Below are 22,313 nucleotides of genomic sequence, written 5' to 3'. Positions count from 1 at the left end.
GACGGTGCCGGTTCATGACGATCCGGCATGGCCGGCATTCCATTTTCGACGAACCGTCTTGACGTCGCGTTGTTGCATATCATACTAAACCTCACACGATATGCAATACAACAGGGCGGCAACCCGGGACGAGGGGGCGCCGCCCAAGGGAGGCGGGAATGGCGGAGACCAGCGCTTGTGCCCCGAATGGCCGCGTGTGGGACACCGGCGATGCCGGCAGGGTGCCCTACTGGGTCTATACCGATCAGGACGTCTATCAGCGGGAACTTCAGCGCATCTGGTACGGGCCGCACTGGCTCTATTGCGCGCTGGAATGCGAGATCCCGAATGTCGGCGATTTCAAGACCACCACGCTGGGCGAGCGCCCGGTGATCGTGGTGCGCTCCGCCGAAGATGAGATCAGCGTGGTGGAGAACCGTTGTGCGCATCGCGGCGTAAAGTTCTGCCAGGCGCGCCAGGGCCATACCAAGGATCTGCTCTGCCCCTATCACCAATGGGCCTATGACCTGAGGGGCAATCTGGTCGGCGTACCCTTCCGCCGCGGCGTGAAGCGCCAGGGCGGCATGCCGCGGGATTTCGACCCGGGCAATCACGGCCTGAACCGGCTGCGCGTCGAGGTGGTGAACGGCGTGGTCTGGGCGACCTTCTCGGACGAGACGCCGCCCTTCAGGGAGTATCTGGGCGAGAAGTTCTGGGCCCATTACACCCGGGTCTATGACGGCCGGAAGCTGGAGGTGCTGGGCTATAACCGCCAGCACATTCCGGCCAACTGGAAGCTGATGATGGAGAACATCAAGGACCCGTATCATGCGGGGCTGCTGCATGTGTTCTTCGTCACCTTCGGCCTGTTCCGCGCCGATCAGAAATCCGCGGTCGACATCGACGAGACCGGCCGTCACGGCATCCTGATCAGCCGCAAGGGCGAGCAGGAGGTGAACGACGTCACCGCGGATCTGCGCAATTTCCAGGGTGATCTGAAACTGGCCGATCCGCGCATCCTGGACGTGGTGAAGGAATTCCCGGGCGAGGAGACGGTCGGCATGATCACCGTCTTCCCGAGCGTGATCCTGCAGCAGCAGGTCAATTCGCTGACCTCGCGCCAGATCGTGCCCAAGGGGCCGGCCGGGTTCGATTTCCACTGGACCCATTGGTGCTATGCCGACGACACGCCAGAAATGAAGCTGCGCCGCACGCGCCAGGCCAATCTGTTCGGCCCGGCCGGTTTCGTCTCGGCCGATGACGGCGAGATCATCGAGATGAGCCAGCAGGGCTTCTCGCCCTCGGACATGGAAGAGGCGCTGGTGATGATGGGCGGCCGCGAGATTGCGCCGACCGATTACATGGTCACCGAAACTGCGATCCGGTCGATGTATCGCTATTGGCGGGAGGTGATGGGGCTGTGAACAGGATGATCACGACTGCTGAGACCGATACCGCCCTGCGCGGCCGGGTCCGCGACCTCTACGACGCGTATTACGACACGCTGGACGATGTGCGGCTGTCGGATTGGCCGGGCTTCTTCCTGCCCGACTGCCTGTATCGGGTGATCCCGCGGGAGAATTTCGAGCGGGGCTATACGCTGTCGACCATGCAGGCCGAAAGCCGCGGCATGCTGCAGGACCGGGTGACGGGGCTGACCACCACCCAGATGTATGCGCCGCGCTATTACCGCCGCTTTCCCGGGCCGCTCCGGATCAGCGCCGGACCCGAGGGCATCCGCACCCGCCACAACCTGCTGATCGTGCAGACGCTGATCGACAGGCAGTCGGAAATCGTGCTCTCGGCGGTCTGCCACGACCGGATCGTCGACGAGGACGGCCGGCTGTACTTCGCCGAGCGGATCGTGGTGATCGACAGCGAGATGATCCCGAACAGCCTGATTTATCCGGCGTAAGGGAAGGGGTGGGCGAGTGCCGCCGGGTGGAGAGAAAGGTGGATCCCCGCCTCCGCGGGGATGACGACGTCTTACATCAACGGTCGGTCGCTGCAGCCGCCATCGTCGTCCCGTTGGGAAAAATCAGGAAGCCGTCATCCCCGCGTAGGCGGGGATCCACCTTCCTGTCACGGCGCCACCCTCTCCTGCCCGCCACGCCTGCAGACAAGGACGAGCCAGAATGAGCTGGATCAAGACCATCGAGACCGCGCGTCTTGCCGATGAGGGCGTGGCCTGCGCCGAAGCGGCCGGGCGCCGCATCGCCTTTTACGAGGTCGATGGTGAATTCTTCGCCACCGACGATCTCTGCACCCACGGCCGCGCCTTTCTGTCCGACGGCTATCTGGACGGCCACATGATCGAATGTCCGCTGCATCAGGGATTGTTCGATGTGCGCACGGGTGCGCCATGTGGCGCCCCCTGTACCGAGCCGGTGCGGACCTATCCGGTGCGGGTGGAAGACGGCGTGCTGCATGTGATGGTCGAGGAGGGCTGATCCGATGACCGCTCCCCTGCCCAATGACGCCCGCGCCCAGCTGGACCGGCTCTACGAGGAGATGCGGCCGAAGAGCCTGTATCCCCTGTGGGAGGTGCTCTCGGCGCTGGTGATGCCGACGCCGCGCTCACCGGCACAGGCGTGGAAATGGGACTATGCCTCGGCCCGCGATCACCTGTTGCGCGCGGGCGACCTGATCAGCGCCGAACAGGCCGAACGCCGGGTGCTGATCCTGGAGAATCCGGGCCTGCCCGGCACGTCCGGCATCACCCCCAGCCTGTATGCCGGGTTGCAGCTGATCCTGCCGGGCGAGGTGGCGCCCTGCCATCGCCACAGCCAGTCGGCGCTGCGTTTCGTGATGGAAGGCGATGGCGCCTATACCGCGGTCGATGGCGAAAAGGCGGTGATGCGGCCCTTCGATCTGGTGCTGACGCCGAACTGGCAGTGGCATGATCACGGCAATCATTCCGGCCAGCCGATGATCTGGCTCGACGGGCTCGACATCCCGACCGTGCGCCATTTCGACGCGAGCTTCGCGGAGCGGCTGGAGGCTGCGGAACACCCCGAGACCGTGGCGCCGGGCGACAGCACGCGCCGCTATGGCCGCAATCTCCGGCCGCTGCGGGGCAGCACCGCCGATCGCCGGCCGGCGGCACAGCCGCTGTTCCACTACCCTTATGCCGAGTGGTCGGTGGCGCTTGCCGATCTGGCGGCGGCCGAGGCACCCGATCCGGTGCTGGGCCATGCGCTCGAATTCCTCAACCCCGCCACAGGCGGGCCGGTGATGCCGACCATCGCCGCCCATGTCCGGCTGCTGCCGGCGGGGTTCGAGACCCGGCCGCGGCGGTCTTCCGACGGCACGGTCTATGTGGTGGTCGAAGGAAGGGGCGAGGCGAAGGTCGGCGACGAGGTCTTCACGCTGGCGGAACGCGACCTTCTGGTCGTGCCGTCCTGGCGCGAGGTGACGATCAGGGCCGACAGCCGGCTGGTGCTGTTCGGCTATTCCGACCGGGCCGCGCAGGAAAAGCTCGGCCTTTACCGCGAGGCGGTCGCAAACGCCTGAGATTGACGGCGAAGATCCGGGCGCGGTGCCGGCCAGGGTGCTGCGGAACCGGGCGATATGACAGAAGACGTGGGTAGACATGGGAGGAGGGGGCTATGGCCCGGCCAGAGACCATAGATGTGACCGCGGCGATCGAACGCGCGCGGTTCGGCAGGTTCCAGTTCGCAATCACGGCACTTTGTGCGTTGATCGCACTACTTGACGGTTTCGACACCCAGGCGATCGCCTATGTCGCACCGGTCATCGCCGAAGACTGGCAGATGAGCATGGCCAGTTTCGGGCCGATCTTCGGCGCTGGCCTCGCCGGCCTGACCGTCGGTGCCTTCGTGCTCAGCCCTGCGGCCGACCGCTTCGGGCGCAAGAGCGTGATCCTGGTCTCGATGGCGATTTTCGGCGTGTTCTCGCTGATCACTGCCTGGGCCGGCACGATGAACGAGCTGCTGCTCTACCGCTTTCTCACCGGTCTGGGGCTCGGCGGCGCCATGCCCAATATCATCGCGCTCACCTCGGAATATGCCCCGGCGCGGCTGCGCGCCACGCTGGTGACGGTGATGTTCTGCGGCTTTCCGCTGGGCTCCACCATCGGCGGCGTGCTCTCGGCGCAGATGATCGCCGCCTTCGGCTGGCATTCGGTGTTCATCCTGGGCGGCATCGCGCCGCTGGTGGTGCTGGTGCTGCTGGTCGTGATGCTGCCGGAATCGGTGCGCTACCTGGTGGCGCGCGGGGCACCGGCCGAGAAGATCGACCGGATCATGCGCCGGCTCGACCCGTCGATCGCGGCCGGCGGCGCCCATGCCTATGTGCTGAACGAGCCCCGGGCCACCGGCTTTCCGGTCCGCAAACTGTTCGAGGACGGCCGCGCCCGGGTAACCCTGCTGCTCTGGGTCGCCTTCTTCATGAACCTGCTGGTGATGTATTTCCTGGTGAACTGGCTGCCCTCGCTGCTGCGCGGCGCCGGCCTGCCGCTCCAGATCGCCATCCTGTCGACCGCCATCCTGAATTTCGGCGGCGTGGTCGGCGCCATCACCCTCGGCCGGATGATCGACCGGCTGAACCCGCATCTCGTGCTGGGCTCGGCCTATGCCGCCTCGGCCGGCTTCATCGCGCTGGTCGCACTCGGCGCCTCGGATCTCTGGATCCTGATGCCGGCCACCTTCCTGGCGGGCTATGGCGTGGTCGGCGCGCAGATCGGCATGAATGCGCTGACGGCAGGCGTCTACCCGACCGCGATCCGCTCCACCGGCGTCGGCTGGGCGCTGGGCGTCGGCCGGATCGGCTCGATCATCGGCCCGGTGGCGGGCGGCCTGCTGCTCGGTGCCGGCTGGAGCACCGAATGGGTGGTGATGGCCGCCGTGGTGCCGGCCCTGCTCGCCTCGGCTGCGGTCTTCGCACTGCGCCGCCATGCCGATACCACGGCGCCGGCGGCGGCACCGACGCTGGCGCATTGATCACCCGCCGGATCATCGGCTAAGAATGGGTCGGCCCGGGTGACGGGCCGGCCCTGCCGCGTTCCGAGGGCCCCGCCCGCGTTCCGAGGAACCGCCCGATGCGCCGTATCTATGACTGCTTCCTGTTCGACGGCGAATTCGTGATGCTCGCGCATCGTGTGGCCGAACTCGATGGCGTGGTCGACCAGCATATTCTGGTCGAGGGCGCGCAGACCATGCAGGGCGCGCCCAAGCCGCTCGCCTGGGCAGAGGCGCGGGCGACGCGGCCGGATCTGGCCGCCCGCATCCGCCATGTCGGCCTGCCCCGGCTGGGGCCGGCCGACAGTTCGGGCTGGGATCGCGAGGCCTTCCAGCGCAATGCGGCGGTGTTCGCGCTTCAGGACGCCCGCCCCGACGATCTGGTGCTGATCCTGGATGTGGACGAGATCCCCGACCCGGCGGTGCTGCGCCGGCTGAAACGCGACGGGCTGGAGCGGCCGATGCGGCTGGGCATGACCCGTCATTACGAGCATCCGCTGCGCCTGGGGCCGCGTTCGCCCTGCTGTGCCGATCCGGCGCTGCCCTTTGCGACGGCGCTGCCGCGGCTGAAGCCCGGGCGCTGGGATGCGCTGGACCCGATGTGGTCCTGTGCGCCGGGCGTGGTGGTGCGGGTGATGGATATTCTGGGCGATCCGGCCCGCGGCCTGCCGCCGCGATCGATGCAATCCCTGCGCCGGGGGCTGCGGGCCGCGCCGGTCATTCCGGGCGCCGGCCGGCATTTCTCGTATGTCGATCCGGGGGCACGTCCGGCCTGGAAATTCCGCCGGTTCGCCCATGCCGATCTGGCGACCGACCGCACCACCGATCCGCACCATCTGGAGCGCTGCCGCAGCCATGGCATGCATCACAAGGGCTGGTGGTATGCCGAGGTGCCGAAAGGGCCGGTGCCGGCGGATATCGGCCGGCTGATGACCCGCCTGGCCGAGGCGGGGGCGCCGGCGGAACCGGCGGTTGGCCGCGGCCGGCTGGCGCGGGGCATCCTGCGCAACCACGCCGCCCGGCGATCGACCAGCCGGAACCCGGATGCCCGGATTGCCTGGATCGATCGCCGTTTCGGGCGCGTGCTGCCGCTTCTGCTGCCGGCTCTGGCGCTGGAAGCGGCAGGGCGACGTATCCGACGGCTGATCATGCACCGCCGCGATGCGGCGGGGGCAGCGCCGATCGGGCAGTCACATCACGTCTGAGGGCATATCACGTCGGAGAACCGGGCCTGCATGACAGGGCAGCGGTACTCACGAGGGGCAGCCCATGCCGTCATAGCCCGCGGACCCGTCGCCGGCCAACGTGTCCAGGACAATCGCCAGCGGCCGCAGAACCGGGCGCGACCAGCCGGGCCGGGCTCCGTTTTCATAGCCATGACCATCAACCGAATGGTGATGCGAGATGGAAGAGATATAGCTTTTCATGTCGAGTTTCCGATCGCTGGATCAAGTCTTCATGCAATAAAACATGTTATCGGCGAACTGCAGCACGTTGCCGCCGGCGACAGCCAAAATTCATCAGTGTTTCCATCTCTGATTTCATTGTCGGGATATCATATGAGGTCTGAGTAGGATGATCCCGATTCATCGATCGGAAACCCGACAGGGTGCAGGATAGGGAGAATGATCTGCCTGTACCGGCGAGCGGTTACAGGTATACAACGACGATGTAAATCTCTCATCAAGCCTCGGGACCAGCATGTCCGTCAGAGATCAGACGCCGATGATCACCATCCCGGAGCTTCCGGATGTGGACATCCGCCGCGTCGCGGCCCTTCCGGAACATCTGGCCGGGGCGGTGCCGGTGAACGGGTTCGTCGAGGCGACGCCCGACCGGTTGCTGGTCCGCATGCCCGGCATCGGCCGATTCCTGGCCGAGGAGGGGCGGCGGCTTCTGATCGCCGGCGAGGCCGAGGTGTCCGATGCGGATCTGGACTATTTCGCCGTCCGCACCCCGCTTGCCGGATTGATCCATCAGCGGGGGGAGTTGCCATTGCATGCCGCCTGCCTGTTGCCCCCCGGGGGCAAGGCGGCGGTGGCGATCAGCGGTGTGTCGGGCGCCGGCAAGTCGACGCTGGCGGCAATGCTGCTGGGGCGCGGCTGGCGGTTCGTGGCCGACGAGGTGGTTCGGGTCACGCTCGACGCCGAGGGGCGGCCGCTTGCCTGGCCGGGCACGCCGGTCGTGGCACTCTGGCCGGATGCCGCCCGGATGCTGGGCATCACCCTTACGGACCTGCCCATGGCGCGGCCGCAGCATGGCCGGGTGTTGCACCAGGCGATACCGATGTCGGGGCCTGTGGCGCTGGGGCATGTGGTGCTGCTCGATCTGCACCGGAAAGGGGATACGGACAGGCTGAGCGGGGTCGACCGGCTGGAAACCCTGGCCGCCGAGGTCTTCCGCCCCCGGCAGGTGCGGGCGATGGGCCGTCAGGCGGCGCATATGGCGATGATGACACGGCTTGCGGCACAGCTGCGGGGGTGGCGCCTGGGCGCTGCGCACAGACCTTCGCCAGACGAACTTTATGACCGCCTGGCCGAACGGGTTACGGAGGCCGGGCGGTGACGGCCGCGCTGGTGCTGATTGCGAGTTATCCGAAATCCGGCAACACCTGGACGAGGCTGGTGCTGGATCACCTGATCCGTCGCGCCCGGGCGCCGATCTCGATCAACGACATCGAAACCGGCCTTTATGTGCAACGCCGGATGATTTTCGACCGGTTCGGACCGGTCGAAGCATCGGATCTGACCGTCACCGAAATCGACCGCTACTGGCCCGAGGTGTTTCGGAGTCTGGTGAAGGGGCAGCCGGCGGATGCGCCGCTGGTTCTGAAGACCCATGAGGCGGCCCGGCGCACGGATGCCGGCGCCTGGCTCTATCCGCCCGAGATCGTGCGCGGTGTCATCCATCTGGTGCGGCATCCTTTCGATGTGGCGGCATCCTATGCCCATCATCGGGGCTGGACGATCGATGATACCATTCGCGCCCTGCTGGACCCGGCACACCGCATCGGCGGAGACATGGACCGGCTGCAGCTGCCGATGCCTGAAACCGTCGGCAGCTGGGCAGGTCATACGGCGTCGTGGACCGCCGATGATCTGCCCTGGCCGGTGATCAGCCTGCGATACGAGGATCTGCGCGCGGATGCGACCCGCGGCTTCACCCGCGCCGCCGCGCTGGCCGGGCTGACGGAAGATGCCGGGCTGATCGCACGGGCGGTCGGGTTCTGCCGCTTCGACCGTCTGCAGGCCGAGGAAGGTGAGGCAGGTTTCCGCGAACGGCCGGCCGCCTCGCCGGCGTTCTTCCGGGCCGGACGGAGTGGCATCGGCTGGCCGGACGCAGATCCGGCGCTGCTGGGGGAGCTGGCGGACCGGTCGGCGGAGATGATGCAGCGCTTCGGCTATCGGGCCGATGGCGGGTGGGAGGGGTGAGGCCGGGGCACATGTTTTGTCGTGGCGACCCGTCTTCGTGTATAGTGGCCCCGCCCAACCCACGCAGATCGCGAGCATGATGACCGCCCCGTCCGACATGTCGGCCTTCACCCTCCCCGATATTCCCGATCTCGACATCCGGCGGGTGGATGAACTGCCGGCGCATCTGGACGGCGCCACCGCGGTGAACGCTTTCGTCGAGGCGATGCCCGACCGGCTGCTGATCCGCATGCCCGGTATCGGCCGGTTTCTGGCCGAAGAGGGCCGGCGGCTGCTGATGGCCGGCGCGCCAGGGGTCGGCGATGACGAGCTGGCCTATTTCGCCATCCGAACCCCCTTGACCGCGGTGATCCAGCAGCGCGGCGAGGTGGCGCTGCATGCGGCCTGTCTGGTTCCGCCCGATGGCGGGCCGGCGCTGGCGATCACCGGCCTGTCGGGGGCCGACAAATCGCTGATGGCCGGGCATCTGTTGCGCCGCGGCTGGCATTTCGTGGCCGACGAGGTGGTGCGGCTGACCGTGGATGGTGACGGGCGACCCATGGTCTGGCCCGGCACGCCGGTGCTGGCGCTCTGGCCGGATACGGCCCGGATGCTGGATCTGAACCCGGCGGAGCTGCCGCCGACACGGCCGGGCCACAGCCGGGTGTTGTGGCGAACCAAATCGGTGCCCGCACCGGTAGTGCTTGGTCATGTGGTGCTGCTTGATCGCGGCGAGGAGAAGGACGTGGTTGCGGCGATGGCCATCGACCGGATCCGGGTTCTGGCCACCGAATCTTTCCGGCTGCGCCAGCTGCGGGCGATGGGTCGGCAGGCCGCCCATATGGCGCTGATATCGCGGGTCGCCGCGCGGCTTCGGGTGCTGAGCCTGGGGGCGGCAAAGGAACCGCCGCCCGATCAGCTGTGCGCGCGGGTGATGGCCTGGATGTCGGAGGCCGGGTAATGACCGCGAAACTGGTGGTGATCGCAAGCTATCCACGATCGGGCAATACCTGGACCCGGCTGGTGCTGGACCATGTCTGCCGTCGCGCCACAGCGCCGATTTCGATCAACGATATCGATAACGGTTTCTACAATCTGCGCCGGATGATCTTCGACGGTTTCGCGCCGATCGATGCGGCGAGTCTGTCCGCGGCCGAAATCGATCGCTACTGGCCGGACGTGCTGCGCGGCTTCGCGGCGACACAACCCGACACATCGCCACTGATCATCAAGACCCATGAAACGGCGCGGCGCACCGATCTGGGCGACTGGCTGTATCCGCCGGAGATCGTCCAGGGCGTGATCCACCTGGTGCGCCATCCCTTCGATGTGGCGGCATCCTATGCGCCGCATCTGGGCTGGACGATCGACCGGACGATCCGCGCCATGCTGGATTCAGGTCATCAGCTCGACCGGGGGACCGACCGCATGCACATGGCGACCGCCGAACGCGTCGGCAGCTGGGCCGGCCATGCGGCGTCGTGGACCGCCGATGATCTGCCCTGGCCGGTGATCAGCCTGCGATACGAGGATCTGCGCGCCGACCCGATCGCCGGTTTCACCCGCGCCGCGGCGGTGGCCGGGCTGGCGGATGATGCCGGACTGATCGCACGAGCGGTGGACTTCAGCCGCTTCGACCGTCTGCAGGCCGAGGAACGTGAAGCCGGCTTCCGCGAACGGCCGGCCGCCTCGCCGGCGTTTTTCCGCGCGGGGCGGAGCGGCATCGGCTGGCAGGACGCAGATCCGGCGCTGCTGCGGGAGCGGGCGGACCGGTCGGCGGAGATGATGCAGCGCTTCGGTTATCGGGCTGATGGCGGATGGGAGGGCTGACCCTCTGTTCTGGCTGGCAATGGATGCGAGGTCGTGTCTTTCGCTGTCGTGAGCAGGACGGAGCTGCCGTACCCGGAGCTGGGCGGTTTACGTTATCTTTTGTGTTAAAGTACGATAACTATATCTTATCGACTTTAATGGGCGGATTTCAGGCTGTCGAAGGACCGGTGATCATGCGATGATCGCTGGCCGGGGCAGGGCGGTCCGGTTCCGTGACGCCTCGCATGCGCCTGCTTCCAATGCATTGATCCAGAAAGAGAAATCGAGACGGACGGAGAAGAGGGCGGCATGGACACGCTGGAACGACGCCTGATCACCATTGTAACCGCATCCCCCGCCCATCTGTCGATCCTGGGTGAGGTTGCCGCATGTGGCCTCTCCGATTGCTGGATTGCGGCCGGTTTCGTGCGTGATCTGGTGTGGGACCATCTGCACGGCCGACCTCCGGAATTGCCCCGCAACGATATCGATGTGATCTGGTTCGATGCACTGCGGCCGCATCGCGAACAGGACAAGGCGCTGGAGGCACAATTGTCCGCAATACGCCCGGATGTGCGGTGGTCGGTCGATAATCAGGCGCGCATGCATCTGCGCAATAACGAGCCGCCCTATGCTTCGGCGGTGGATGCGATGCGCCATTGGCCCGAGACGGCGACCGCCGTTGCGGTGCAACTGGCACCCGATGGGCAGTTGCGTGTGGCGGCGCCGCATGGGCTGGAGGATCTGTTCGCGATCATCGCCCGGCCGACCCCCGGCTTCGCATCGGGCCCGCGCCACGCCATTCATCTGCAGCGGGTTCGGGACAAGGGGTGGCGCGATCGCTGGCCACGGCTGCGGATGGCGGGCGACCAGGGCACGGCCTCTCCGCCCCTGAATTAATTGATTTTTCAATCATCACTTGCGGCGGAACGCCAACGGGTGTGTCATACCAGACGCAGGCAGGCCCCGGGGGATGGGACCTGCTGCCGAACCAACAGACGACCGCGGCCCCATGCCGGCACGCGGCGCCGGAGGGAACACCGATGACCGCCCAGACTGCCCCTGCCCCTGTACCCGCTTCCGATCCGGCCGGCACCGACCTGCACCCGCTGCTGCCGGCCCTGCTGGCGGATGACTGGGAGAAGGTGGATGCCGAGCTGCCCGCCCTGCTCGACCTTCTGTTCTCGCGCAGCGCCGGCGAGGCCTGGCACAAGGCCGGCACCTTCAAGAACCACCTTCTGGACGTTTACCGCACCCTGGCCCTTTGGGACCAGCCGCGCGATGTGCGGGTGCTGGGCCTGTTCCACAGCGTCTATTCCAATGAATTCGTCGCCCTGAAGCTGTTCGATGCCTCGGCCAAACGGGCCGAGCTGGCGGCCGCGGTGGGGGAGGAGGCCGAGCGGCTGATCCACACCTTCTGCGTGATGCCCCGCACCCGCTTCGTACAGAAACTGACCGAGATCGACGCCATCCCGGCCGGGGGGCTCGATCTTGAAAAATCAGACGGCAGCATGCTGCATCTGTCGCAGAAGGACGCGGCGATCTTCGCGATCGTCTCGATTGCCGATCTGACCGAACAGTGGCACAGCTGGGTGGACGACGTGTTCCAGGGCTTCCCCTGGCAGACCCGTCAGCCGGTGAAAGAAAACTGGGCCGCCTCGCTCTGGCCCGGCCAGCTGATGCCCAGCAACGAGGCCTGGAGCCTGGCCTCGCGCATGGCCCGGCCGCTGCGCGACCTGCCGGCCGAACTGGGCCTGCCGGTGCCGCCGGTCTTCGACCGCTGCCGCCGCATCCTGACCCAGGCCGACGAAATGGCGGCGGTGGCGCTCTACTGGCAGGTCGTCACCCGCGCCCATGCGATCTCCACCCCGGTCGCGGCGGTTTCCCTTCTGAAAACCGCCATCGCGCACAATCCCGACATCGCAGAACCGCATCTGGTTCTGGCACAGATCGCACTGACCCAGGGCGATTACGACACCGCCGCCACCCATGCCCGCATCGGGCTCGACATCCTGTCGGCCTGGGGCACGGCCTGGGACAAGCGCATCGCCTGGTCGGGCTGGGTGGCCTGGGCGCGGGTGCTGCTGCAGGCCGGCCGCACGCGCACCTGGCCCGAAAACCTGGGCGGCATGATCGCCCTCGGCATGGTGAGCTGAGCGCCCCCGCCCCGCCCCATCCAGACCTCACCGACATCATTCCATATCCCGGAACCGAGACGGCATTCCCATGTCCGAGCTGACCATGAGCTATGTCTGCGGCACGAGCGACGAGCCGCTGCGCTATGAAACCATCGGCACCGCCCTTGCCCGCACGGCCGAAACCTGGCCCGAGGGCGATGCGCTGGTGGTGGTGCACCAGAACATTCGCTGGAGCTGGGCCGAATTCGACCGCCGGGTCACCGAACTTGCGGCAGGCATGATCGGGCTGGGGCTGGAGCCGGGCGACCGGATCGGCATCTGGGCGCCCAACCGGGTGGAATGGCTGCTGACCCTGTTCGCCGCCATGCGCGCCGGGCTGATCCTGGTCAACATCAACCCCGCCTACCGCACCTTCGAACTGGAACATGCGCTGAACCTGTCGGGCTGCCGGGCGCTGGTTCTGGCCGAGACCTTCAAGACCTCGCGCTATGTCGACATGCTGCTGGAGATCGCGCCGGAATTCGCCGAAGCAGGGAGCCGCGCCGAACGCCTGCCGGCGCTGGATTTCGTGATCCCGCTGGGCGAGAGCCGCGGCGCCATGTTCGGTTTCGACCGCATCGCCCTTTATGCCGACGACGCGTCACGGGCGAAGCTTCAGGCGATCATCCCGACGCTGCGCCCCGACGACCCGGTCAACATCCAGTTCACCAGCGGCACCACCGGCTCGCCCAAGGGCGCCACGCTCACCCACAACAACATCCTGAACAACGGCTTCTTCGTCGGCCGGCTGATGGGCTTCACCGAAGCCGACCGGCTGTGCATTCCGGTGCCGCTCTATCACTGCTTCGGCATGGTGCTGTCGGTGCTGGCCTGCGTCACCCATGGTGCCACCATGGTTTTCCCGTCGGAAGCCTTCGAGCCGCGCGCCGCCCTGCAGGCGGTGCAGGCCGAACGCTGCACCGCGCTGCACGGCGTGCCGACCATGTTCATCACCGAACTGGCCCTGCCCGATTTCAAGAGCTTCGATCTCTCGACGCTGCGCACCGGCATCATGGCCGGCGCCCCCTGCCCGATCGACACGATGCGCGAGGTCATCGCCAAGATGAACATGCGCGAGGTCACCATCTGCTATGGCATGACCGAAACCAGCCCGGTCAGCTTCCAGACCCGGGCCGATGTCGACCTTGAAACCCGCACCGAGACGGTGGGCACCATCCATCCCTTCGTCGAGGTGCGCATCGTCGACGGCGACGACCGGGTGGTGCCGGTCAACACGGTGGGGGAGCTGCACACCCGCGGCTACAACGTGATGGCCGGCTATTGGAACGACGAGGCCCGCACCCGCGACGCCATCGCCCCGGGCGGCTGGATGCGCACCGGCGATCTGGGCGTGATCGACGAACGCGGCCGCTGCCGCATCGTCGGCCGGTCGAAGGACATGATCCTGCGCGGCGGCGAGAACATCTACCCGGTCGAGATCGAAAACTTCCTGATCACCCATCCGGGCATTCTGGACGTCGCGGTGTTCGGCATCGCCGACGCCAAATACGGCGAACAGGTCTGCGCCTGGATCCGCCGCGCCGACAATCCCGAGGGCCACAGCCTGACCGAGGCCGCGGTGCTGGGCTTCTGCGAAGGCCGCATCGCCCATTTCAAGATCCCGCGCCGCATCCGCTTCGTGGAAGAAATGCCGATGACCGTCACCGGCAAGATCCAGAAATTCCTGATGCGCCAGGCCGAGGAAGAGGGGGCGGCGATCTGAGCCGCCCTCACCGCCACCGGAACACCGGCGACCGCTTTTCCATGAAGGCCCGATAGCCTTCGGCGAAATCGGCGCCGGTGAACGAAGCCGCCCAGGCCTCGGCAAGATCGGAGGTGGGGGCGTCGGCGCCGAGCGTAATGGCGTCGACCATGCGCATCATGGTGCGGATGGTGTATTGCGAGACCGAGGCCAGGCGTTCGGCATAGGCGGCGACCGTCTGGTCCAGCGCCCCGGCCGCGACCACGCGGTCAACCAGGCCGATGCGCAGTGCCTCGTCGGCCGCGATCAGGCGGCCCGAGAACAGCATGTCCTTGGCGCGCGACGGGCCGACCTTGCCCACCAGGCGGCGGGTGGCGTTGAAGCTGTAGGCAAGCCCCAGCGTCGCCGGCGGGATCGCGAAGCGGGCATCTTCCGTGGCGAAACGGAAATCCGAGGCCAGCGCCAGACCGCAGCCGCCACCGACGCAGGCGCCGCTGACCGCGGCGATGGTCGGGCGGTCCAGCGCCACGATCGCCTCTTGTGCCGCCTCTACCGCCTCGTTATAGGCGCGGGTGCTTTCGGGCGTTTCATAGACCTCGGGGAATTCGGCGATGTCGGCACCGGCACTGAACGCCTTGCCGCCGGCACCGGTCAGCACCACGACCAGGGCCTCGGGATCGGCCGCAATCTCGGCACAAAGCGCCGGGATCGCCTGCCACATGGCCGCGGTCATGGCATTGCGTTTCGCCGGCCGGTTCAGCACGATGCGCGCGATCGGCCCCTGCCGTTCCAGATAGATCCCCTGCTCCATTCGGCCTCTCCCGATTGCCTGCCTGCGGTCGCCGCAGCTTAGCGCGATCGCCCTGATATTTGTCCAGACATTTTAAAATTTGTCCGTACATATTTCTTGTCAGCGCCGGCCGCCCGTGCTTTGCTCAAGGGCATAACAACCTGCGACGGCGTGTCGGGAGCCGCCGCGCCGGGCCTGGCGGTCCGGCCGGCGGGGCGCGCCCTATCGGGGACGGCCCTAGCGGGCACGGACGGCAGAGACCCAGGCTTCAGGGAGCCCGACCATCATGCATCATCCGACGCTGCGCCGCGGTTTCGCGGCGATCGCCGCGGCTGCGGCCTTCACCCTTTTCCAGCCCGTGGCGTCACGGGCGGCCGATGTCCAGTGGGACGTGTCGCTGCCCTGGGGCCCGACCGAGTTCCATTCCACCAATGCGCAGACATTCGCCGAAGAGGTGAAGGCGGTCACCGGCGGCGCGGTGGAGATGACCATCCACACCGGCGGCGCGCTGGGCATCAAGGCGAACGAGTCGCTGCGCGCGGTGGAAGACGGCGCGGTGCCGATGGCGGAATACGCCGCCTTCCAGAATGTCGGCGAAATCCCGCTGCTGGGCGTGGAGAGCATCCCCTTCCTGATTTCGGACTATAGCGACCTGGCGGCGCTGATGAAGATCGTGCGCCCGGTCTGGGAAGCGGAGCTGCAGAAGCGCGGCCAGAAGGTGCTGTATGTCGTGCCCTGGCCCAGCCAGAACTTCTTCACCAAGACGCCGGTCGCGACGCTGGACGACCTGAAGGGCGTGCGCATGCGCACCTATGACCGGGTGACCGCCGACATGGTCACGCGGCTGGGCATGGTGGCCCTGCAGATGAACAATCCCGACATCGTGCCGGCGCTCGCCTCGGGCAAGCTGGATGCGGTCATGACCTCGGGCACCACCGCGGTCGCGCAGAAATACTGGGAATTCCTGAAGCACGCCTACAACACCAACCACATGTGGGCGTCCAACCTGATGGTGGTGAACCTGGACGAGTGGAACCGGCTGGATCCCAAACAGCAGAAGATGATCGAGGCCACCGCCCATAAGCTGGAGCCCCGGTTCTGGGAGATCAGCAAGGCCGAACACGCCAAGCGCATGGACGAGCTGCGCGCCAACGGCATGACGGTCGAGCCCGCCTCGGATGCGCTGAAGACGGCCATGCGTCAGGCAACCGCCTCGATGGAAGGCGAGTTCGTGAAGGCCAACCCGGCCGCCGCCCCCCTGCTCGACGCCTATCACAAGGCCGTCGGCCACTGATCCGGACCGCCGGCGCCCGGGTCCTGTCTCCCCCTTGGGCCCGGGTCGTCTCTGCCTCCCCCTCGACGGCCCCGGCCTTCAGGCCGGGCGCCGGCGGACGGACCTCCACACCTCCCGCCCCCACCCCTTCACGGTCACCACCCAAATTGGATTGGGGCGTCATGACGGCCCTGCGCCTGCTCACCCGCTTCATCGACCGCCTGAACCTCGTCGGGGCGGTCGTGGCAGCCCTGGCTGCCGCCCTGCTCGCCCTGCTGCTGATCGTGGAGGTGATCACCACCTCGGCCTTCGCCTGGTCGCAGCCCTGGGCGATCGAGTTCAGCACCTATCTTCTGGCCTTCGTGCTGTTCTGCGGCACCGGCTGGACGCTCCGCAGCGGCGGCCATATCCGGGTCGCGGCGGTAACCCAGGCCCTGCCGCCGGCCCTGCGCCGGCTGATGGATCTGGCGGCCAGCGTCTTCGGCCTGGGCGTCACCGGCTTCATCGCCGTCGCCATGGTCTCGCAGGCGATCCGCACGGCCGAGATCGGGTCGCGGTCCTTCTATCCGCTGGCGACGCCGCTGATCATTCCGCAGGGCCTGCTCGCCGCCGGTTTCGTGCTGCTCGCCCTCGCCTTCCTCGCCCGTGTGCTGCGTGCGCTGGTCAACGACCCGGTTGAAGATGCCGGCCGACATGCCGGAGGGATCGAATGAGCCTGCCCCTGCTTCTGGTCTTCGGCATGCTGGTGGGGCTGCTCTCCGCCGGCGTCTGGGTGGGCATCACCCTCACCTCCATCGGCCTGGTCAGCCTGGAGGTCTTCCGCAACATGCGGGTCGACCGCTTCCTGGCCGGCGATCTCTGGTCGACCGCAACCTCGGCCGAGCTGGTGACCCTGCCGCTGTTCATCCTGATGGGCGAGCTGCTGTTTCACACCCGGCTGTCAGAGAACCTGTTCTCGGGGCTTTCCCCCTGGACGCGGCGCCTGCCCGGCCGGCTGCTGCATGTGAATGTGCTGGGCTGCACCCTGTTCGCCGCGGTGTCGGGATCGTCCGCCGCCACCACCGCCACCGTCGGGCGGATCACGCTCAAGGAACTTCTGGCCCGCGGCTATGACCGCAACCTCGCCATGGGCTCGCTCGCCGGCGCCGGCACGCTCGGCTTCCTGATCCCGCCCTCGATCCCGATGATCGTCTATGGCGTGCTCGCCAATGTCTCGATCCTGGAACTCTTCATGGCCGGCATCGTGCCGGGGCTGATCCTGGCACTGCTCTATATGGGCTATCTGGGGGTGCGGACCACGATCGACCCCTCGCTGCTGCCGGAAAGCGAGCCGCGGCTCGGCTGGGGGCAGAAATTCGCCGCCCTGCTGTCGCTGGCGCCGGTGCTGTTCCTGATCCTGTTCGTCATCGGCTCTATGTATCTGGGCTTCGCCAGCGTCACCGAGGCGGCGGCGATGGGCGTGCTCGGCGCCCTGCTGGTGGCGCTGGGCCAGCGCACGCTCACCTGGCGCAAGCTGTTCGATGCCCTGCTCGGCACGGTCCGCACCTGTTCGATGATCGGGCTGATCATCTCGGGCGCGCTGTTCCTGTCCAAGGCGATGGCGCGGCTGGGCCTGCCGGTCGAAATCGCCGGTCAGATCGAGGCGCTGGGCCTGCACCCCTATATGCTGATCGCGGTGCTGCTGGTCTTCTACCTGATGCTGGGCTGCATTCTGGACGGGCTGTCGGCGATCGTGATGACCCTGCCGGTCACCCTGCCGCTGGTCACCGCCGCCGGCTTCGACCCGATCTGGTTCGGCGTCTTCCTGATCGTGACCGTCGAAATGGCCCAGATCACCCCGCCGGTCGGCTTCAACCTGTTCGTCATCCAGGGCCTGACCGGCACGCCCATCCTGAAACTGGCCCGCGCCGCCCTGCCCTTCTGCCTGATCATGGTCACCTTCGTGGTGCTGATGGTGCTGGTGCCCGAGGTGGTGACGGCGCTGCCGAAATCACTGTCCTGAAGGCGCTGCCGCATCATGCCCCCCTCCGCCCGCGGCGCGCTCACCGCCCTGATCCGCCGCCATGGCGCCTGGCTGATGGCGGCGGGCGCCGGGCTCGGCATTCTGCTGCCGGATCTGGCGGCCGCGGCCAATCCGGCGCTGCTGCCGCTGTCCTGCCTGACCATGTTCCTGGCGCTGCTTCGGGTGGAGCCCACGGCCTTCATCGCCGTGCTGCGCCGGCCGGGGCTCGGCATCGTGGTGATTTTCTGGATCCTGCTCGCCTGCCCGGTGCTGGTCTGGTGCCTGGGGCGGCTGGTGCTGCCGGCCGACGACGTGTTCCTGCGCGCCATGACCCTGATCGCGGCGACACCGGGCATGATGTCGGCGGCGGCCTATGGCGTGCTGCTCGGCACCGATGTCGCCCTGCTCACCCTGGTCGGGCTGCCGACCAATATCCTGGCGCCGGTGATCCTGCCGGCGGTGGCGCTGCTGCTGGGCGGCGGGGCGGCGATCGACCCGGCGGTGACGGCGCTGCGTCTGGCGGTGATGATCGGGGCAAGCTTCGGCGGCGCCTTTCTGGTCACCGCGCTGATCGGCCGGCCACGCATCCGGCGGGCGGCCCCGGCCATCGACACCGCCATCACCCTGCTGGTGGCGGCGGTGGGGCTGGCGGTGATGCACGGGGTGGGGCCGGCGCTGGTCGCGGCCCCCGGCTTCATGACGCTCGCCATCCTGTCGACGCTGGCGCTGAACCTGGCGCTGCAGGCCACGGGCTTCGCGGTCTTCGGCTTTGCGATCTTCGGCTTTGCGATCCTTGGGCCGGTCCCGGTCCAGGCGCGGCTGTCGGCGGCGCTGGTCTCGGGCAACCGCAACATGATCCTGCTGCTGGCGGCGATTTCCGGCCAGGGCGACCGGCCGCTGGAGCTGATCATGGCGGCGGGGCAGCTGCCGCTTTATCTGTCGCCGCTGATCGTGGCGCCGCTCTACCGGCGGGCGCGGTCGCGTGCGGGGCGCTGACTGCGTCGAGGGGGGCGGTCAGACCAGCCCCCGCTTCGCCGCCTCCAGCGCCGCTTCCGCCCGCGAGCAGATGCTGAGCTTGGCGTAGATCGCCTTCACATAGCCGGCGATGGTGTGCTCGCTCAGCGACAGCAGCCGGGCGACTTCGGCATTGCGCAGGCCGCGGCCCAGCAGCGACAGCACCTCTATTTCCCGCGGGGTGAGGGTGACGCCGGGATCGGCGGGGGAAAGCATGGCGCCGGAGGCGGCGGGGGCCGGCCCGGCGGGACTGCGCAGCCGGGCCAGGATCCGCCGCGCGATCGAGGGCGACAGCGGCGGGTCGCCGCGCTCGATCCGGCGCAGATACTGCGCCAGCAGCCCGGCATCCTGATCCTTCAGCAGATAGCCCTGGGCACCGGCGGTGATGGCGTCGAACAGATGGCCGTCATCGTCATAGATGGTGGTGACGATCGGCATCACATCGGGCCGGGCGCAGGCCAGTTCGCGGATCAGCTCGATCCCCGATCCGTCGGGCAGGCCCAGATCGACCAGGGCCAGATGCGGCGCGCTGCGGGCGGCCTCCACCGGGCCGAAGCACGACGCCAACGCCGTGCGGGCGGAGGCGAGGCTGTCGGCCGTGACCGCCCGGATGCCCGGGAAGGTCAGGGTCAGCATCTCGACCAGCCAGGCACGGGTGGGGGCCAGGTCTTCGATCACGAGACCGATACGCTGTTCGGTGCTGCTGCCGCTCATTCCGTGTCCTCAAGCTTGGATGCCGATGTCAGCCGGCTGTCGCCGGACGTGTGCCCTCCAGCGGCAGTTCAAGATCCACCCGCGTGCCCCTCGGCTGTTCGGGGAAGGCGATCCGGCCACCCAGATCGCCCACCCGCCGCGCCAGATTGCCGAGGCCGAGGCCGCCGGAGGGTCGTTCCCCCTCCGTCTCCGCGCGCCCGTCGGCATCCGCGGCGGCCGCCGCCACCAGGCCGATCCCGTCATCCGCCACCGAGAGGTACAGCATGCCATCCTCGACCCGGATCTCGATCCGGACGGTGGTGGCCGCTGCATGACGAATGACATTGCTGATGATCTCGCGCAATGCCCCGAACAGGTTGCGGTAGACCGCATAATCCAGCGGCAGCTCGTCATGGGCGCCGTCGTCCAGCGGCCAGTCGAGCGCCAGGCCCGCGGCCTCCAGCCGGCCCGAGGTTTCATGGCGCAGATCCGCGATCACCCGGCCGAGCGGCATGGAGCCGCGGGCGAGGCCGGCGGCGATGGTGCGGATATCGGCGAGCGCGCTACGGATCAGGCTGCGGGTCTCGCCCAGATCGGCCTTGTGCAGCCCGGTCAGCAGGCGGGCGCCGACATCGTCGTGCAGGTCGCGGGCGATCCGGCGGCGTTCCTCGGTGGCGCCGCGTTCATAGGCCGCGCGGCCCTCGTCGGCATGGCGCATCAGCTGGGTCATCTCGCGCGCCAGCTGCAGATGCGCGGGGCCGAACAGGCCGCGGCCACGCCAGGGATAGCGCACCTCCAGCGCCGGCGCGTCGGCGGTGGGCGGCAGCAGCAGCATCACGCCATCGGCATCGGCCCGGGCCACCGACACCTCGCCCCGGGCCGGTTCCAGCGACAGCGGGTCGAAGACGGTGCGGATCAGCTGGCGCCAGCGCTCGGCGCGTTCGGCCGGCCGCCCGGTGAAGGCAACCTCGATCACCTGGCGGAACAGCTCGTGATCGGCGATCGGCCGGCGCAGCACCATGCGCCGCCACAAGATCTCGCGCAGCGGCAGATAGCCGAAACCGACCACGATCAGCGACAGGCCCAGCGACGGCGCCTGGTCCAGCCCGATCAGCCAGATCAACACCCCGTCCATGGCCAGCAGCAGCATGGCGCCGAGGGTGTAGAACATGACCTTGAAGGCCCATTCGTCCAGCTCGAACAGCCGATAGCGGCGCACGCCGAGTGCCAGGCCGATATAGATCAGCAGGAAGAAGCCGAAGGCCATGCCCTGGGACAGCAGCGGTTCGGTGCCCAGCGTCAGCGGCACCATCATCGCCATGGTGAAGGCACCGGCGCCCAGCACGATCGACAGGCCCAGCCAGCGCAGCGCCGCCCGCGCGGTGGGATCGTGACGGTTCTTCCGCCACTGCACCCCGATCAGGGTGACGATCAGGATCATCTCGATCAGCGTGGCGTAATAGCCGCCATAGCCGGGGCCGGGCGTCAGCCGCAGGGTGTCGAGCACCCAGAGCACCGTGACGACAAGGCCGACCGCAACCGGCACCCGATCGGTGACCAGACGCTTGGGATAGACCAGGAACAGCGCGATCATCGCCACGCCGAAGCCGATCGCCCCCAGATGGTTGATCGCCGACAGCACACGGAACAGCGTGCCGTCGATGGCGAGTTCCCGGGTGCCGTAGACGGCGGAGGCGAAGGCGGAAACGCCGAGCGTGGGCGCGCTTAAGAAGAACATCAGCGGGCCCGAGCCGTCGCGGCGCAGCCCCAGAACCCAGCCGCCGATCAGCATGGCACCCACGCCGGTCATGATCTGCACCCAGAACAGCAGCGGCAGATCCAGGATCGGCCGGCTGTCGGCGGGCGCGATCCACAGCCGGATCGGCTCTCCCTCGGGGTCGACCAGATGCAGCTCCACCCAGTCGGCGGCCAGAATGGCGGCCAGCCGGGTCTGGCGGTCCTGGAAGGCGATGATCGCCGGGAAGCCCGGCAGCATGTCGCTTTCCTCGATCAGATCGCCGGGCAGAACCTCCTCGCGCCGGCCGCCGGCCTCGATCGCGACCAGGCGCATGCCCTGGGCCACCCCCGCCGCCGCGGCGGGGCCGTTGCGGGCGACGGCGGCAATGCGCACGCCCGGCTCTCGCGCCGGGGCGGCGTCGCCGTCATCCACCAGCCGCAGCCCCGTCCAGGGCTGATCGACGGCAAGGAAGGTCGCCGCCCCGGCCAGGACCAGCCCGACGAAGAAGGCGCAGAGGATAACGAGGCTGGGGGACCATCTGGACACGGGGGGTGCGCCGATCCGTTCTGTTCCGATCTATGACTGAAAACTAACATGATCTTTACAATGCCCCATCGCAATTTTCGCGAAGCCCTGCAATTCGTGACACTCCATGCATACCGCCTCCATCCCGATCTCCCCCGCAATTTGACCGGACGCCGCGGAACGCCTAGCCTGAAGCCGGAACGGATCCGCAGCGGTGCGGAT

General features: G+C 67.7%; 20 protein-coding genes. 17 read left to right on the top strand and 3 right to left on the bottom strand.

The window, feature by feature from the left end:
- The first annotated feature begins 158 nt into the window (after positions 1-158).
- The 13 genes from CMO28_RS18930 to CMO28_RS18870 all read left to right on the top strand — a co-directional run bounded on the left by CMO28_RS18930 (position 159) and on the right by CMO28_RS18870 (position 14,077).
- Positions 159-1,403 carry an aromatic ring-hydroxylating dioxygenase subunit alpha gene (locus CMO28_RS18930; protein WP_296715831.1) on the top strand — a complete coding sequence of 415 codons (1,245 nt, stop codon included), beginning with the start codon at positions 159-161 and terminating at the stop codon, positions 1,401-1,403.
- A 5-nt stretch (positions 1,404-1,408) separates the two neighbouring features.
- A complete protein-coding gene (locus CMO28_RS18925) occupies positions 1,409-1,894 on the top strand; it encodes an aromatic-ring-hydroxylating dioxygenase subunit beta (RefSeq protein ID WP_296715830.1) in 486 nt (161 codons plus the stop codon).
- Between the two features lie 220 nt (positions 1,895-2,114).
- Complete coding sequence (locus CMO28_RS18920; protein WP_296715829.1) at positions 2,115-2,429, top strand: non-heme iron oxygenase ferredoxin subunit; 315 nt, start codon at positions 2,115-2,117, stop codon at positions 2,427-2,429.
- Between the two features lie 4 nt (positions 2,430-2,433).
- Positions 2,434-3,492, top strand: a complete 1,059-nt coding sequence (gene gtdA, locus CMO28_RS18915; RefSeq protein ID WP_296715828.1) for a gentisate 1,2-dioxygenase — start codon at positions 2,434-2,436, stop codon at positions 3,490-3,492.
- Positions 3,493-3,587: 95 nt separating this feature from the next.
- Positions 3,588-4,940, top strand: a complete 1,353-nt coding sequence (locus CMO28_RS18910; protein ID WP_296715827.1) for an MFS transporter — start codon at positions 3,588-3,590, stop codon at positions 4,938-4,940.
- A gap of 98 nt (positions 4,941-5,038) precedes the next feature.
- A complete protein-coding gene (locus CMO28_RS18905; protein ID WP_296715826.1) occupies positions 5,039-6,163 on the top strand; it encodes an N-acetylglucosaminyltransferase in 1,125 nt (374 codons plus the stop codon).
- Positions 6,164-6,683: 520 nt separating this feature from the next.
- Complete coding sequence (locus CMO28_RS18900) at positions 6,684-7,523, top strand: Hpr(Ser) kinase/phosphatase (RefSeq protein ID WP_296715825.1); 840 nt, start codon at positions 6,684-6,686, stop codon at positions 7,521-7,523.
- Positions 7,520-8,389: a sulfotransferase domain-containing protein gene (locus CMO28_RS18895; RefSeq protein ID WP_296715824.1), complete on the top strand. Its 870-nt coding sequence runs from the start codon at positions 7,520-7,522 to the stop codon at positions 8,387-8,389. The genes CMO28_RS18900 and CMO28_RS18895 overlap by 4 nt, the downstream gene beginning before the upstream one ends.
- Before the next feature lie 76 nt (positions 8,390-8,465).
- Entirely contained in the window at positions 8,466-9,329 is an 864-nt protein-coding gene (locus CMO28_RS18890) for an Hpr(Ser) kinase/phosphatase (protein ID WP_296715823.1), read from the top strand.
- Positions 9,329-10,198: a sulfotransferase domain-containing protein gene (locus CMO28_RS18885; RefSeq protein ID WP_296715822.1), complete on the top strand. Its 870-nt coding sequence runs from the start codon at positions 9,329-9,331 to the stop codon at positions 10,196-10,198. Before CMO28_RS18890 ends, CMO28_RS18885 begins: the two co-directional genes overlap by 1 nt.
- Positions 10,199-10,486: 288 nt before the next feature.
- Complete coding sequence (locus tag CMO28_RS18880; protein WP_296715821.1) at positions 10,487-11,077, top strand: nucleotidyltransferase family protein; 591 nt, start codon at positions 10,487-10,489, stop codon at positions 11,075-11,077.
- 143 nt (positions 11,078-11,220) lie between these two features.
- Entirely contained in the window at positions 11,221-12,333 is a 1,113-nt protein-coding gene (locus CMO28_RS18875) for a tetratricopeptide repeat protein (RefSeq protein ID WP_296715820.1), read from the top strand.
- Between the two features lie 70 nt (positions 12,334-12,403).
- Positions 12,404-14,077, top strand: a complete 1,674-nt coding sequence (locus CMO28_RS18870) for an AMP-binding protein (protein ID WP_296715819.1) — start codon at positions 12,404-12,406, stop codon at positions 14,075-14,077.
- Between the two features lie 7 nt (positions 14,078-14,084).
- Here CMO28_RS18870 and CMO28_RS18865 read toward each other — a convergent pair whose 3' ends face one another.
- The gene (locus CMO28_RS18865) at positions 14,085-14,867 is read right to left on the bottom strand and encodes an enoyl-CoA hydratase-related protein (protein WP_296715818.1); all 783 of its coding nucleotides are present in this window, start codon (positions 14,865-14,867) and stop codon (positions 14,085-14,087) included.
- Positions 14,868-15,132: 265 nt separating this feature from the next.
- Here CMO28_RS18865 and CMO28_RS18860 point away from each other — a divergent pair, with 265 nt between their 5' ends.
- The 4 genes from CMO28_RS18860 to CMO28_RS18845 all read left to right on the top strand — a co-directional run bounded on the left by CMO28_RS18860 (position 15,133) and on the right by CMO28_RS18845 (position 19,117).
- Entirely contained in the window at positions 15,133-16,140 is a 1,008-nt protein-coding gene (locus tag CMO28_RS18860) for a TRAP transporter substrate-binding protein (RefSeq protein WP_296715817.1), read from the top strand.
- A gap of 161 nt (positions 16,141-16,301) precedes the next feature.
- Positions 16,302-16,832 (top strand): TRAP transporter small permease subunit, encoded by a 531-nt coding sequence (locus tag CMO28_RS18855; protein ID WP_062761808.1) that lies wholly within the window; start codon positions 16,302-16,304, stop codon positions 16,830-16,832.
- Positions 16,829-18,121: a TRAP transporter large permease gene (locus CMO28_RS18850; RefSeq protein WP_296715816.1), complete on the top strand. Its 1,293-nt coding sequence runs from the start codon at positions 16,829-16,831 to the stop codon at positions 18,119-18,121. Before CMO28_RS18855 ends, CMO28_RS18850 begins: the two co-directional genes overlap by 4 nt.
- A 15-nt stretch (positions 18,122-18,136) precedes the next feature.
- Complete coding sequence (locus CMO28_RS18845; protein WP_296715815.1) at positions 18,137-19,117, top strand: hypothetical protein; 981 nt, start codon at positions 18,137-18,139, stop codon at positions 19,115-19,117.
- Positions 19,118-19,135: 18 nt separating this feature from the next.
- On the opposite strand, the gene CMO28_RS18840 is transcribed toward CMO28_RS18845, so the two are convergent.
- Positions 19,136-19,849 (bottom strand): response regulator transcription factor, encoded by a 714-nt coding sequence (locus CMO28_RS18840; RefSeq protein ID WP_296715814.1) that lies wholly within the window; start codon positions 19,847-19,849, stop codon positions 19,136-19,138.
- A gap of 28 nt (positions 19,850-19,877) precedes the next feature.
- Entirely contained in the window at positions 19,878-22,112 is a 2,235-nt protein-coding gene (locus CMO28_RS18835) for a sensor histidine kinase (protein ID WP_296715813.1), read from the bottom strand.
- Between the last annotated feature and the right edge of the window lie 201 nt (positions 22,113-22,313).

Origin of the sequence: Tistrella sp. (genome assembly GCF_002684955.1) — a bacterium.
Lineage (GTDB): Bacteria > Pseudomonadota > Alphaproteobacteria > Tistrellales > Tistrellaceae > Tistrella > Tistrella mobilis.
Note: the sequence above shows the minus strand (reverse complement) of the source record. Positions and strands in the feature narration are given on the sequence as shown.